We start from the raw sequence: 14,148 nt of genomic DNA on the forward strand, positions 1-14,148 counted from the left end.
TCAATACACCGTTTCCGTTGCCGAAGTGCGACGCATGAACAGCAGGCTCCATCCCGCAAGCAGCAGGAATATCACGAAACTGAATGCGGCAGCGTATCCGTAGCGATAGAGATTGAACGCCGCGCGGTACACGTAGCTGACAAGGATGTGCGTGGAGTCCGCCGGTTGTCCGCCATTCGTCACCAGCCACACAATGTTGATGTTGTTGAATGTCCACACGATGCCCAGCGTAATTGCCGGAATCATCACGGGTTTGAGCAGGGGCACCGTGACATTCCAGAACTGCTTCCACGGCGAGGCACCGTCAATTTCGGCAGCTTCGTACAGCTCGCGGGGAATGGACTGCATTGCTCCAAGCGCGATCACCATCATGAAGGGGAAGCCCAGCCAGATATTCGTGATGATAGCCGCAGCGAAGGCCAGCGTCTCATCCGTCAGCCAGGGCAGCGGCGCCGTTCCGAATACCGCTCCGAGCAGTGCATTGATGGCACCACTGTCGGTGTTGAACATGCCGCGCCAGGTGAGTGCGGTGATGTACTGCGGTACGGCCCAGGGGAGGATGAGCAATATGCGGAACAGGGATTTTCCCGGGAGCCGGCGGTTGAGAAGCACGGCGAGGAATACGCCGATCACGACGTGAAAGAAGACGTTGACGAAAGTCCAGATTAGCGTCTTGATGAACACGCCGTAAAACTCCGCATCGAACATCGCGCCGGCAGCGGCGGAAGTGCTGCCACCCTCGCCGTTGAGTGTTGCAACAAAGCGATCGATGCCGAACACGCGTCCGTATTGCTCGAAGCCAACAATGCTCCAGTCATTGACCGTACGCATGCTCATGTTGGAGAGGGAAATAACGAGGTTGTAGAAGAACGGATACACCACGACACCGAACATCAGTACGGCGGCGGGCAGTATCATCAGCAGTCCGAAGCGCGCATCCGTGGTCGCCGTGCTGCCAGGATTGCGCAGCAGGGGAAGCACGCCGTTGCGGATGAGCAGGAAGAGGGCGAGCAGGACGAGCAGTACGACCGTGACGTTGAAAAGAAATTGCGGCAGGGCGGAAGGATGCTCGTCGGCGCCTTCATTCATCTCGCGGATTTTCTGCAGCGCAAGCCGCTGCATTTCCTTCGCGGCTGCAGGTGCGGTGATGTTGCCGCCGAGGACGTTCTGATACGGGGGACGCATGGCATCCCATACCGCGCGCATCTCGGGGATGAGCGGTGAGGCTTTGCCCACGCGCACCATTTCGACGGAGACGCGAATGAAGGGATCACCCGTGACCGAAGGGTCCGCCTGCGCCGCGAGCAGGGAAGGTATGGTCTTGAGTTCGTGCGAGAACTGCACCTGCGTCTCTTTCGATAGCATGAAACGCAGGAAGGTGCGGACCGCTTCGAGCTTTTCACCTTCGAGTGAGGCGTTGAGAAAATAGCCCTTCGTGGTGACCAGCGGAGCGCAGCGCAGTCCGGTCTCCGTATTTACCGGCAGCAGGGCCAGCGCGAAGTCGTTACCGAGCTGGTCGACGTAGCGTCCCCAGGACCATGGACCATTGATGATCATCGCCGCGCGTCCCTCGAGGAACATGCTTTCCGCGATCTCATAATCGCTCTCGCGGGGAATGATGCGATAGCGGTCGCGAAGATCGCGGACGAATTCAAATGCCTTTACGGCGGCGGGATTGTCGAGTGTCGGTTGCTCGTTTTCATCGAGCACCCAGCCACCGAAGGAGGTATAGAACGGCATGAAGAAAAACGGCTCGGTGTAATTCCACACGAGTCCATACTGATCGATCACACCATCTCCATCAGTATCCACGGTCAGCCGTCGTCCGTACTCGATGAGTTCGTCCAGCGTCCGGGGAGCGCGATCAAGCCCCGCCTCAGCGAAGAGTTTGCGGTTCCAACCCAGCGCGAGATGATTGCCGATCTCATCGCCAAGCTGGTAGAGTTTTCCGTTGTAGCGTGTGAGGGCTTTCTGATCGAAGCCTGCCAGGAAGCTCTCGGGGAAGAGGTCGTTGAGGGGACGAATGATGTGCATCGATTCGAAGGCGCCGACATAGTCGCTCGGACCATATACCAGTTCGGGTCCCCCTCCGGTAAACGCCGCTGCAGCCTGGAAGGAAGAGCGCAGTTCCTCGGTTTCCTTGAACAGCTCGAGCACACGGATGCCGGGATGCAGCTGTTCGAATTCCGCGATGCGTGCGGCAAGGACGCGACGGGCGTCGGGACGCATCTGGTCCCACAGGTGTATCTCCACCTGGGCCCGCGCGGGTTGCACGCAGAACGCAAGAACTATGAAGAAGAGGGAAAAATTGCGCATGAAATTGTGCCGGTTTGAAAACACAAAAATCTAGTCCAAACCGGGCCAAAAGACAAGAAAGGCAGCGGTTTTCGCCGCTGCCTTCCATGGAACTTTCGCATTGCTGCGATCAGCTGTCGGCCACAATTTTATCCCCACGCTGACGATGCCGGTCGAGTGAGGAGAGTGTGGATTTGCGCAGCCGGATGTTCTTCGGCGTCACTTCCACCATTTCGTCATCACGGATGAATTCGATGGCATGTTCCAGCGTCATGGGAACGACGGGAGTGAGGGAAATGGCATCCTCTTTCGTAGACGAGCGCATATTGGTGAGCTTCTTGGGCTTGCACGCGTTCACATCGATATCGCCTTCACGGTTGTGTTCGCCGACAATCATTCCTTCATACACCGGCGTGGTCGGTTCGATGAAAATTGTACCGCGCGGCTCGAGATTGTAAAGCGCATAGCCCGTGGCATCACCCGCGCGATCAGCCACTATCGAGCCGCTCATACGCGTGGGAAAATCGCCGCGGTACGGTTCGTATCCATCCAGATACGAGCTCATGATCCCCGTGCCTTTCGTATCAGTGAGGAATTCACTGCGATAGCCGATGAGTCCACGGGAGGGAATGGAAAACTCGATGCGTACGCGTCCATTCCCGTGATTCACGAGATTCATCATGCGTCCTTTGCGCTGCGACAGCTTTTCGGTCACAATGCCGGTGAAAGTTTCTTCGCAGTTAATGATCAGGTGCTCGATGGGTTCGAGCAGCTTGCCGTTTTCCTCGTGGTAAATCACGTGGGGACGCCCCACACTCATCTCATAGCCTTCGCGGCGCATGGTCTCGACGAGGATGGCCATCTGGAACTCCCCGCGTCCCTTGACGATGAAAGAGTCCGCCGTGTCACCGTCCTCCACCTGCAGTGCGACATTCGAGAGCGTTTCCCTTATCAGGCGTTCGCGCAGTTTTCCCGATTGCACGAACTTTCCTTCCTTGCCGGAGAAGGGAGAGGAATTGATGGCGAAGAGCATGGAAATCGTCGGTTCGTCGACCGTCAGGCGTGGAAGGGCAACGGGACGGTCAGCGGTACAGATGGTGTCGCCAATGTGTACGTCCTCGATGCCTGCAAGTATGGCGATGTCGCCAGCGGACACTTCCTCGGTTTCACTGATGCCGATGCCGTCGTAGGTCTGAATCTTGGAAATGCGCAGGGGACGCGCCTGTCCGTCGGGACCGATACACACGAGTGCGTCGTTCTGCCGGGTGCTGCCGTTGAACACGCGGCCGATAGCCAGCCGGCCGACGTAATCGGAATAATCGAGATCGGATACCAGCATCTGGAACGGGGCATCCGCGTCGTAGTCAGGACCCGGAATGACTTCCATGATGGTCTCGAACAGCGGTGTGAGGTTTGTGCCCGGATCGTCGAGACTGCGCGAGGCGCGTCCTTCTTTTCCCACTGCATAAAGCACGGGGAAATCAATTTGTTCGTCCGATGCGTCGAGTTCAATGAAGAGATCGTAAACCTCCTGCAGCACCTCGTCGGGACGTGCATCCTTGCGATCGATCTTGTTGACGACCACGATAATGCGCTTGCGCGCTTCCAGTGCCTTCTTGAGAACGAAACGCGTCTGGGGCAGGGGACCCTCGGAGCTGTCCACCAGAAGGATGGCGCCATCGACCATGACCAGCGCACGTTCAACCTCGCCGCCGAAATCGGCGTGACCAGGTGTATCGAGTATATTGATCTTTGCGTCTTTCCAGTGCACCGAGCAGTTCTTCGCCGAGATGGTGATCCCGCGCTCGCGCTCGAGATCCATACTGTCCATCACGCGATCTTCCACATCCTGATTTTCGCGAAACAACCCGCTCTGCCGGAACATATGATCCACCAGCGTGGTCTTGCCATGATCCACATGCGCGATAATAGCAATATTGCGAATAGTGGAATTGTGCATAATGAGTCCTTTATTTGCTGACATTTTTGGAGTGAAGAGGAACGCAGATTATCACAGAGTTGTCGCAGATTATCGCAGGCGTATTTTTTTCAGTTTATACCTGCGAAAATCTGCGTTTCATCAGCGAAAATCTGCGTTCCTCTTAATATTAACTGAATGCTTCCTTCACGAGTTTTTTCTGTTCGATGTCGTGGAGGGTGCCGCTGCCGGCTGCGGGGGATCCGCTGTTGACGCGTCCCACGAAGCGGAAGTGATAGGGCGTCTGCAGAGCGTCGCCGAGCTCGGCATAGACGAAATTCCATGATCCCATGTTGCGCGGTTCTTCCTGCACCCAGCGGATGTCGCGTGCGTGCGGGTATTTCTTGAAGATCTCCTCGAGATCCTCGTGCGGGAAGGGATAGAGCTGCTCGAGACGTACGATGGCGGTGTCTTCGATTTCATTCTCATCGCGGTATTTCGCGAGATCGTAATAGACCTTGCCCGTGCAGAGCAGGATGCGATGTGGATCCGCGGGTGCTGTCGGGTCGTCGAGAATGAAGTTGAAGCGTCCGTTCTCGAATTCCTCGGCAGGACTCTTGGCCACCGGTGCACGCAGCATGCTCTTCGGGGTGAGGACGACGAGCGGCTTGCGGTCCTTCAGCAACGCCTGGCGGCGGAGCAGGTGGAAATACTGCGCGGTCGTCGACGGTGCGGTAATACGCAGGTTGTTCTCCGCGCACAGCGTCAAAAAGCGCTCAAGACGCGCACTCGAGTGTTCGGGACCCTGTCCTTCATACCCATGCGGCAGCAGCATGACGAGTCCGTTCTGCTGACCCCACTTGTCCTCCGCAGCTGCGATGAACTGGTCAATGATGATCTGTGCACCGTTGACGAAGTCCCCGAACTGCGCTTCCCAGATCACGAGAGAATCGGGACGTGAGACGCTGTAGCCGTATTCGAATCCGAGCACGGCGTATTCCGAGAGCAGGGAATCGTACGGTGTGTATTGCTTCTGCGATTCGCGAATGTTGTTGAGCGGTATGTATTCCTTGCCGGTTTCGTAATCAACGAGAACGGAGTGGCGATGACTGAAGGTGCCGCGCCTGCTGTCCTGACCCGAAAGACGTACGGAGATATTTTCCAGCAGCAGCGAACCGAAGGCCAGGGCTTCGCCCGTCGCCCAGTCCACCATCCCGCCATCGAGCACCCCGATTCTTCCTTCAATCAAACGCTTGAGCTTGGGATGCGGAGTAAAACTGTCGGGGAAGGTCGTCAGCGCGCGCATGATTTCGTCGAGCACGCCGCGTTCGACGCCCGTGTCGACGCGCTTGCCGACGGTTTCTTCGATTTCGCGGAACACATGGTCCATGTCCACTTCCGGGGGACCCGCTTCCTTCGTGCTGTCGAAGGCGCGTTCGATGGACTGGTGGAAATACTCCAGTGCATCCTCAGCATCCTTGATGGTGATATCGCCGCGATTGACGAGCGCTTCGGTGTAGAGCTTCCGCACCGAACGTTTCTCCTTGATCTTGGAGTACATCAGCGGCTGCGTGTAACTGGGATCGTCGCCCTCGTTGTGTCCGTGCTTGCGATAGGAAATCAGATCCACCACAACATCTTTCTTGAAGGCGGCGCGGAATGCGAAGGCCAGTTCGATAACGCGCACAGCTGCCTCGGGATCCTCACCGTTGACATGGAAAATCGGCGCCTGCACCATTTTTGCAACGTCCGTCGCATACTGGCTCGAGCGCGCATCCTGCGGCGAGGTGGTAAAGCCGATGCCGTTGTTCACGACAATGTGAATCGTACCACCTGTGCGGTAGCCTTTCAGCATGCTGAAGTTCAGCGTCTCGGCCACGACACCCTGACCGGCAAACGCCGCGTCGCCGTGCACGAGCACAGGCATGACGAGATTGCGGTCGGCATCATCCTTGATGTCCTGCAGTGCGCGCGTGATGCCTTCCACCACCGGATCCACCGCTTCGAGATGCGAGGGATTGGAGGCGAGTGTGACTTTAAGCTGCTTGCCGTCGGGACTGTTGTATTTCCCACTGGCGCCGAGGTGATACTTCACATCACCCGAACCCTGCATCGAGTCGGGATCGAGATCGCCCTCGAATTCCGTGAAGATCTTTTCATAGCTCTTGCCGAGGATATTGGCGAGCACGTTCAGTCGTCCCCTGTGCGCCATACCCATGACAACATCCTCTATCCCGTGATTCACGGCTTCATTGAGCAGGGCATCGAGCACGGGGATCAGCGTTTCGGAACCTTCCAGGCTGAAGCGTTTGTGTCCGATGTACTTCGTGTGAAGGAAGCGCTCGAAAGCTTCGGCGACATTGAGCATACCGAGGATGCGATGCTTGCGCGCATTGTCCATCCATGTGCTGCGGCTTTTCCCTTCCATGCGTTCCTGAATCCATCGTTTCTGCGTGGGATCCTGGATGTGCATGTACTCCACGCCGATCGTGCGGCAATAGGTTTCGCGAAGAATTTCCAGGATGTCGCGCAGCTTCATGCGTTCGCGTCCCGCGAGTCCGAGCGTGAGAAATTCACGATCATAATCCCACAGTGAAACGTCATACTGTTCGGGATCGAGTTCGCTGTGCAATTCAACTTCCGTCTGCAGGGGATTGAGGTAGGCCTGCAGGTGTCCCCGCACGCGGTACATGTTGATCAGCTGCAGCACCCGTGCCTGTTTTTCAACGAGTCCGTGAGAGCCACCAGGACCATCGAACTGCGGGTTGATATCCCGCGTGAGCTTGATATGGGGATAGGGAATCTTGAGGTTCTCGAAAATCTCCTCGTAGAAGCCGTCCGACCCTGTCAGCAGCTTATGCAGCGTATCGAGGAAGAGACCGCTCTCGGCGCCCTGGATGACGCGGTGATCGTACGTGCTGGTTACCGTCATCGTTTTGCTGATACCCAGCGTCGCCAGCGTACGCGGATCGGCGTCCTGGTATTCCGGGGGATACGCGATGTTGCCGATTCCGAGGATGACGCTTTGTCCCTGCATCAGCCGGGGAATGGAAAATACAGTGCCGATCATGCCGGGATTGGTGATTGTAGCCGTCGTTCCCTGGAAATCATCCGGCGTGATGTTCCCGCTGTTGACGCGGCGCAGCATATCATTGTATGCGGCGAAAAAACCACCGAAGTCGTACTGTTCCGCCTTCTTGATATTCGGCACCAGCAGTCCACGGCTTCCATCCTTTTTCTGCACGTCGATAGCGAGTCCGAGATTCAAATGCTCGGGCGTGATGCGGTAATGCTCGCCTTCGTGATGGACGTAGCTGTGCATCATCGCGGGCATGGCTTTGATCGCTTTGAGCAGGGCCCAGGCGATGAGATGGGTGAAGCTCACTTTGCCGCTGACCGTGTCTTCGAGATAGCGGTTGATCAGACGCCGATTTTCTTCCAGCACCTTGACGGGGATGACGCGCGAGGACGTCGCGGTGGGGACGTCGAGGCTTTTCTCCATGTTGGTGACGATGATTTCTGCGGGTCCGCGCAGCTTCTCCGCACCGGGCGGAAGCGCGGGCTCCTGTGCCTCTTCCTTTGCAGGCGCTGCCGCAGGCGTCGTTGCCTGCTCCGCCGCTTTCGGCTGCTGCATGGGGACGCTGGTGGGATGGTAGTCAGTGAAGAACTCCCGCCAGTGCTCGCTGACGGAGGAGGGATCTTCCTTGAACTGCCGGTACATTTCGTCGATCAGCCAGGTGTTGGGACCGTAGACGAGCGATTGGTCTATGCTGTTATCGGACATGGTTCCAGTAATCTATAAGGAGAAACAGTATTGCTTCCATTGTGTGGTGCGTAGTTGAAATGACGCAAGAACAGTAAAATTCCGAAAAAGCGCGGTAAACAGCAAAAGCGCGATAGCGGGACGGAAAGCAGTCGTCCCGGAATAATAGGAAACACCTTTTGCCGTGTTTTGGTTTTCATGGTATGCGTTTTCACTGAGGGTGAAAAGAAAGAGTTGTCCGCTTCCGTGCTTCATGCTACATTTTATGATTCCCATGCAACGAACAAGAGGACGTCATGCGTAAGATTTCATCACTGACACTACTTATCACAGCCACTGTCCTTCTCGTGGGATGTGGGCAGCAGGAGGAAAAGAAAGGAGAGCAGATGGGTGACATACCGACATACGAAGAGGTGAAGGAAAGGCGGGCGATGTATGCCGACACCGATATCGCGGTCGATCTTTCGCAGCTCACCGAGCGCCAGCGTGCGCTGATTGCAAAGCTCGTGGAAGCCGGCAAACTCGTTGATCAGGTGTTCTGGCAGCAGTCTTCGTTTGATGCCGTCGCGATCCGCGATTCCCTCGCCGCATCCAGCGATGAAAAAGCGAAAGATTATCTCGCGTACGTCAACATCAACTACGGTCCCTACGACCGCATTTTTGAAGGCGAACGCTTCGTGGGGAATGGTCCCCTGACAAAACCGGCAGGAGCGGGGTATTATCCGCCGGACCTCACACAGGAGGAATTCGAAGCCTACATCAAGGCGCATCCGGATCAGAAAGACGCACTGGAAAGTCAGTACACCGTAGTCGTGCGCGACGGCGAAAATCTGAAAGCGGTGCCGTTCTTCCACTACTACACTGAGACCGGTGATATCGTCACAAAGCTTGAGGAAGCGGCCGCGCTGGCGGACAATCCTTCCCTCAAGAAGTATCTCGAACTGCGCGCCATCGCCCTGGCGACGGACGACTACTACGAGAGCGACAAGGCCTGGATGGATCTCAAGGACAATGATATCGATGTCGTTATTGGTCCCATCGAGAATTATGAAGACGGACTCTTCAACTACAAGACCGCGCACGAATGCGCCGTGATGGTCAAGGATCCCGAGGGCACTGCCGAATTGCAGATGTTCACCCGGCACATCGACGCGTTTGAGCACACACTGCCCATCAAGGAAGAATACCGCCGTGAAACTGCCGGCTCAGGCAACGTGCTCGAAGTCGTCAACATCGTGTACTTCGGTGGCGATTTCCAGGCCGGCGTCAAAACCATCGCTGCCTCGCTGCCGAACGACCCCCGCGTCACGCAGGAAAAGGGCGGGAAAAAGCAGATGTACAAGAACATGATGGAAGCCAAGTTCGACCAGATCGTGCTGCCTATCGCGGGACGCATCCTTTCTCCCGCACTGCAGGAATATGTCGACCGCAAGGCCTTCACCAGCTTCGTGACGCTGCACGAAGTGTCCCATACACTGGGACGCGGCTACGTGTACGGCAACGATGAGCTCAGCGTGCGCCGCGCCATGAAGGAACGCTATTCTTCCATCGAAGAGTGCAAGGCCGACATTCTCGGACTCTACAACAACAAGCTTCTGCACGAAGAGGGCGTGGTCAGTGATGTCCAGCTCAAGAAAACCATCGTCACCTATGTGGCCGGACTCTTCCGCTCGCTGCGCTTCGGCGCCGAGGAAGCACACGGACAGGCCAACCTCGTGCAGCTCAACTGGCTGCGTGAAGCGAACGCCATCTCGCAGAACGAAGACGGTACCTACAGCATCGACTTCGGTATCTTCATGACCGCCGCTGAAGGACTCGCCCGCGAAGTGCTCACCATTGAAATCGAAGGTGACTACGAAGCCGCCGGCAAGCTCCTCGAGCACTACGGCAAAATGACGCCCGAAATCGACGCCAACATCGAAAAACTCAAAGACATCCCGCGTGATCTCAACACCAGCTATGTGAGCCAGATGTAGTAATATCAACGGGAACACAGATTTTCACGGGTATCACGGATTTTCACGGAGGAAGTCTAGGGTCTGAGGGTCAAAATTGACTATCACGGTAGTCTGCAGCTCCGGATTTCTCACAGTCTCCGCGAAAATCAGTAGAATCAGCGTAAATCCGGCCTGCCGCGGCGTAGTCCGAGCGGAGCGAGGACGAAGACGGGCGTTCCCATCGCTAAGTGTAAGCGGTAAATATGATTTAGGGCATGTTAAAAACAAATTTTAACATGCCCTAAAACTTTATAAGTACGCTGAAAGCGAGCTATTAGTGTGCGTAAAAGTCGATCTGGCGCTCGATGGCGGCGCGGCAGACGGGACAGAAGTCGGTGAGGGAGAGGGAGAACATGCGGCAGTCGAGAGAAGGACGATACATGCCTTCGGAAATGTAGCCGGCTCCTTCGAAGGCGCCGACTTTGCCCAGGAGTTCGGGATTGGCGGTGATTTCGCTCATGCGATCGAAGATGGGCTTGCGCTTCTCGTAGTAATCGTCGGCCAGGCGGTCGAGCGTTCCGAGTTTGGCGCGCAAGTTATCGTATTCCTGCTTTCCCCATTCCGTTGGAATGTCGATGCCGGGCGTTACATACGCGCGCCATTTTACGTCCGGCGCATGCATGAGGCGGGTGACATTGGGCTCCCAGGGTTCGACGCCCTCGGGGTAGAACTCGTCATAGCCGGTGGAGGAGCTGTAGTATTCGTCACCGAGTCCGCCGAACGAGTGACCGAACTCATGCACATACACGTAATCGTGCTGCCATTCCATTCCCTCATGCGTTTCGTTGGCATAAGTGGTGGTGTACAGCTGATAGATACCGCCGCCACCGTAGCGGTTGTCGTTGATGAGGATGCAGATGAAGTCGTACGGCGCAGCAGCGGCGATGTCGCGCAATTCGCGGTTGGCCTCGGTCAGCACGTAGCGGGCTGAGCCGAAAGTGTTGTACATGGTGCCAAGTGCTGTGTTCTTCCATACGTTGCGATCGGGAATGTCAATACCGCTTTCCGGCGAGATGGCAGCGACGGCACGGACGTTGAAATCCGATTTTCTTTCCTTGAAAGGACTCGTCCCGAACATCACATCGTTGAAATGCTTTGCATCCTTCCTGAATTTCTCCATATCCGCCTTCGCATAGCCGTCGCCGAGTATGAGGATATCGACTTTCTTGTGGATGTCCCCATTGTCCATCAGATCGATGACCTCATACGGGGGATACTGCGATTCGGCCGCGACGACGGTGGGATCGGCCGGATCGATGACCGTCGAGAATTTCTCCTGGAAGACCAGGTACTTGTCCCTTCTGCTGATGGTCACCTGCACGGTGCGGCGGGGGAAGGGGAAGCGCACGGATTCATGAAAGGTCTTCCACACACCGCGTCCCGCCTCGCCCGTGGTCTGCCACTCGTTGAACACCGTGGAGTAGCCACGGGAGTACAGCAACATTCCGCTTTTGACATCGTAGACCCGCACGAGGTACTGTCCGAGGTTCAGCGTGTCCACAAGATTCACCATGCTGCCCGGCCAGGGACCTTCCTGCCGCACACGGTCGAGCGTAATGCGTTCTTCGCCCTTGGTGCCGACGTGATGGTAGTCGACACGCATGGTCTTGTCATAGAAAAAGCGGTTGAAATCGACCTGCGCCTGCGCCGTGAGCAGGGGAAGGACGAGAAGGAGGAGGATATAACGGAAGCGCATGAAAAGTACCTGTTGATGACAGACATGTTCGAGACGAAAAATATACAAAATACCGGGGAAGTTGTCCTTCACTCTGCGGTCACGGTCCCGGCCATCTGTCGCCTTTTTGAGACAGCACTGCACACTGCAGGGGGCAGGAGGAGGCAGTATCCGGGAGAAATCGGTATTATTCAGGAGCTATTGCGGGATTGCAATCTGGCATTGCATTTGCATTCATGTGCCATGTGAGCTTGCAGCCTATCGATCAGGAGAAACCATGAAAACCAGCGTTACTTTTTCCATCCTCATTGTCATCGTCCTCACCGCCTGCTCATCGACATCGAAACTGCGTGAGTATCCCATCGACGGCAAGCGCATCGCCTTCCTCTATCGTTCGGAGGTTGATGAGCTTTCGAGTTCGATGTGGATTGATGACCCCGATCCCGATACACCGTGGACCGGCATCGTCGCCGCGCTTCTCTCCATTTTCGGCACGATTGCAGCGGACGAAAGTTTCGATGCAACCGTGGATCCGCACGGAGTGGCATCCACACTGTCGGAGGGAATAGAACGCAGCCTCATCGACCGTCTTGGCGTCGAACCCGTTGATCCCGCATCAGGACTCGCCGATTTCGTACTCACCACGCGGCTTCGCCGTCTCAGCCTCCACTCAAACGCCGACGGCGTCTTCCTCAACGTCAAAGTGACCGAGGAAATGTACAGCGCCTACGACAGCGCGCTGGTCTGGGAAGAGGATCTCACGCAGTCCGTCCCGCTCCGCTTCCACGGCTCCGGCATCTGGCATCCCACTGTGATGTCCGTCGAAAGCGTCGTCAGCGGTGTCCAGCTTCTGGCTATGGAAGACGAGGAAGTGCAGGACGCTGTCATCTACACCGCACAGGAAAGTGGATATCTCCTGGGTGACATGATCGTCCACGACGCACGTCCCCGCCGACACGCACACAGGTAAGTACGAGAGGGAGAGCGAGGGCGAAATCGAGAGGGAGGGCGAAATCGAGAGCGAAATCGAGAGCGAAATCGAGAGCGAAATCGAGAGCGAAATCGAGAGGGCACTTCCGGCTTCGTTTCGCTTCGCTCAACTACGCCGCGACAGGCGCTCTCGCCATCGAACTCGTATTCCCTACAATGCGCCCTTGAGGCGGAGCATGCGGGTGCGGTTAAAGTGCCGCCAGCGCAGGACTTGCATCCAATGCCGTGGCGATTTTGGTGACGGTTTCCACTGCCTGAGCGCGTGGATGATTGTTGGCAAAGAGAAAAACATGCTGGGAGGCCTTTATCAGTGATATGATGTTTCTGACGATTTCTTCCAGCTCGCGCTGGGCGTAGCTGTAGTCGTAGCGGGTGATGTTGTCGCCGTCGAACCAGTTCGGCGCGTTGCGGCCGTGCAGGCGGTAGTATGCCAGGTCTTTTCCCGGGTAAATCACGTTGCTGGTCAGTCCGGGAAGACGGGGGGCATCGACGGAACAGAGGGTGATGCCGCGCTTTCGGGAGTATTCGTAAGTTGTTTCGTGGTGCCAGCTTGCGTGCCGCAGTTCAAGTACTATGCGAAAGGTGTTGAAGTATTCAGTCAACTCGTCGAGGTAGGCGAAGTTGTCGTTCGTGCACTTGAAGCTGTAGGGGAACTGGAAGAGCAGGCAGGCGAGCTGTCCGGCGTCGGCGAGCACCATCATGGCGTCGGCGAAATCCTGCCAGTTCTGCTGCAGCACGCGGCGCTGATGCGTGATGCTCTGATGCGCCTTGACGCTGAACATCATGTGCGGCGCCTTGTTGCGGATCTGGAAGAGGGTGCTGGGACGCGGCATGCTGTAATACGTGTAATTCAGCTCGGTTGCGGGGAAGAAATGCTGGTAATACTCGAGCATGCGCGGTTTTTTCGTGCCCCAGTGGTAAAACGGCCCCACCCAGTCCTCGTACGAATACCCGCTGGTTCCGAGAAATATGCCCTTCTGACGCAGCTTCCAGAGGCTGCGAGGGGGCAGAATGCGGGTTTCTTTTTCGGCGAAAAGGCTTTCCTGGTACATCGGAACACGATAGTTAGTCAAATGTCTAACCAATTATACATTCCACAGATTCCATTGTCAAGAGAAAAATGGAAAGACGCTTGAGCAGTGATTTCCCCTTGACAGCTGAGATTCCTCATGATATATTTGTCATGCGGTTGTGAGGGCCCAGTCGGTCCGATGGCGCTTGCCACACGGCCGCATTTTACTTATAGGGAGAATGGGAGGCGCCAATGTATGTGTTGTATCTCGATGATTCCGGTTCAATTCCGAACCGGAATGAAGACTATTTCGTCCTCGGTGGAGTTTGTCTGCATGAAAGCCAGATTCATTGGGTCACAGAACAACTGAATGCGCTAGCTGCAGAGATTGACCAGCAGCAACATCGAGACAACTTCCCGTGCCCATGTATCGCCTGTCAATCCCGGAGAATAATGAAATGAATCGCATTGCAGGTCGGCAGGGCGAGATAGGGGAAT

8 protein-coding genes are annotated in these 14,148 nt (G+C 56.2%); 3 read left to right on the forward strand and 5 right to left on the reverse strand.

Translation table 11 applies throughout. The features are described from left to right. The 3 genes from KQI65_04710 to KQI65_04720 all read right to left on the reverse strand — a co-directional run bounded on the left by KQI65_04710 (position 1) and on the right by KQI65_04720 (position 7,997). On the reverse strand, positions 1–2,316 hold the full coding sequence (locus tag KQI65_04710) for an extracellular solute-binding protein (protein ID MCB2204028.1): 2,316 nt from the start codon (positions 2,314–2,316) through the stop codon (positions 1–3). A gap of 109 nt (positions 2,317–2,425) precedes the next feature. Next, entirely contained in the window at positions 2,426–4,255 is a 1,830-nt protein-coding gene (typA, locus tag KQI65_04715) for a translational GTPase TypA (GenBank protein MCB2204029.1), read from the reverse strand. A 148-nt stretch (positions 4,256–4,403) separates the two neighbouring features. After that, a complete protein-coding gene (locus KQI65_04720) occupies positions 4,404–7,997 on the reverse strand; it encodes a multifunctional oxoglutarate decarboxylase/oxoglutarate dehydrogenase thiamine pyrophosphate-binding subunit/dihydrolipoyllysine-residue succinyltransferase subunit (protein MCB2204030.1) in 3,594 nt (1,197 codons plus the stop codon). 275 nt (positions 7,998–8,272) lie between these two features. On the opposite strand from KQI65_04720, the gene KQI65_04725 reads away from it, so the two are divergent. After that, positions 8,273–9,952 carry a peptidase gene (locus tag KQI65_04725; protein MCB2204031.1) on the forward strand — a complete coding sequence of 560 codons (1,680 nt, stop codon included), beginning with the start codon at positions 8,273–8,275 and terminating at the stop codon, positions 9,950–9,952. A gap of 295 nt (positions 9,953–10,247) precedes the next feature. Here KQI65_04725 and KQI65_04730 read toward each other — a convergent pair whose 3' ends face one another. After that, complete coding sequence (locus tag KQI65_04730; protein MCB2204032.1) at positions 10,248–11,669, reverse strand: IgA Peptidase M64; 1,422 nt, start codon at positions 11,667–11,669, stop codon at positions 10,248–10,250. Between the two features lie 256 nt (positions 11,670–11,925). Between KQI65_04730 and KQI65_04735 the strand changes: the two genes are divergently transcribed. Beyond that, complete coding sequence (locus tag KQI65_04735) at positions 11,926–12,618, forward strand: hypothetical protein (GenBank protein MCB2204033.1); 693 nt, start codon at positions 11,926–11,928, stop codon at positions 12,616–12,618. 208 nt (positions 12,619–12,826) lie between these two features. Here the strand turns inward: KQI65_04735 and KQI65_04740 are convergent, their stop codons facing one another. Further along, positions 12,827–13,711, reverse strand: coding sequence for a DUF72 domain-containing protein (locus KQI65_04740; protein MCB2204034.1), 885 nt, complete (start codon positions 13,709–13,711; stop codon positions 12,827–12,829). A 191-nt stretch (positions 13,712–13,902) separates the two neighbouring features. On the opposite strand from KQI65_04740, the gene KQI65_04745 reads away from it, so the two are divergent. Next, positions 13,903–14,112 (forward strand): DUF3800 domain-containing protein, encoded by a 210-nt coding sequence (locus tag KQI65_04745; GenBank protein ID MCB2204035.1) that lies wholly within the window; start codon positions 13,903–13,905, stop codon positions 14,110–14,112. The last annotated feature ends 36 nt before the right edge of the window (positions 14,113–14,148 follow it).

It is taken from the genome of bacterium, assembly GCA_020444325.1.
In the GTDB taxonomy this organism is placed as follows: domain Bacteria; phylum Bacteroidota; class Ignavibacteria; order SZUA-365; family SZUA-365; genus BM516.

Excerpts from the sequence above, each read along its gene's own strand:
- KQI65_04725 (MCB2204031.1), top strand. The coding sequence starts at position 8,273 with ATGCGTAAGATTTCATCACTGACACTACTTATCACAGCCACTGTCCTT.
- KQI65_04745 (MCB2204035.1), top strand. The coding sequence starts at position 13,903 with ATGTATGTGTTGTATCTCGATGATTCCGGTTCAATTCCGAACCGGAAT.
- KQI65_04710 (MCB2204028.1), bottom strand. The coding sequence starts at position 2,316 with ATGCGCAATTTTTCCCTCTTCTTCATAGTTCTTGCGTTCTGCGTGCAA.
- KQI65_04735 (MCB2204033.1), top strand. The coding sequence starts at position 11,926 with ATGAAAACCAGCGTTACTTTTTCCATCCTCATTGTCATCGTCCTCACC.
- KQI65_04730 (MCB2204032.1), bottom strand. The coding sequence starts at position 11,669 with ATGCGCTTCCGTTATATCCTCCTCCTTCTCGTCCTTCCCCTGCTCACG.
- KQI65_04720 (MCB2204030.1), bottom strand. The coding sequence starts at position 7,997 with ATGTCCGATAACAGCATAGACCAATCGCTCGTCTACGGTCCCAACACC.
- typA (MCB2204029.1), bottom strand. The coding sequence starts at position 4,255 with ATGCACAATTCCACTATTCGCAATATTGCTATTATCGCGCATGTGGAT.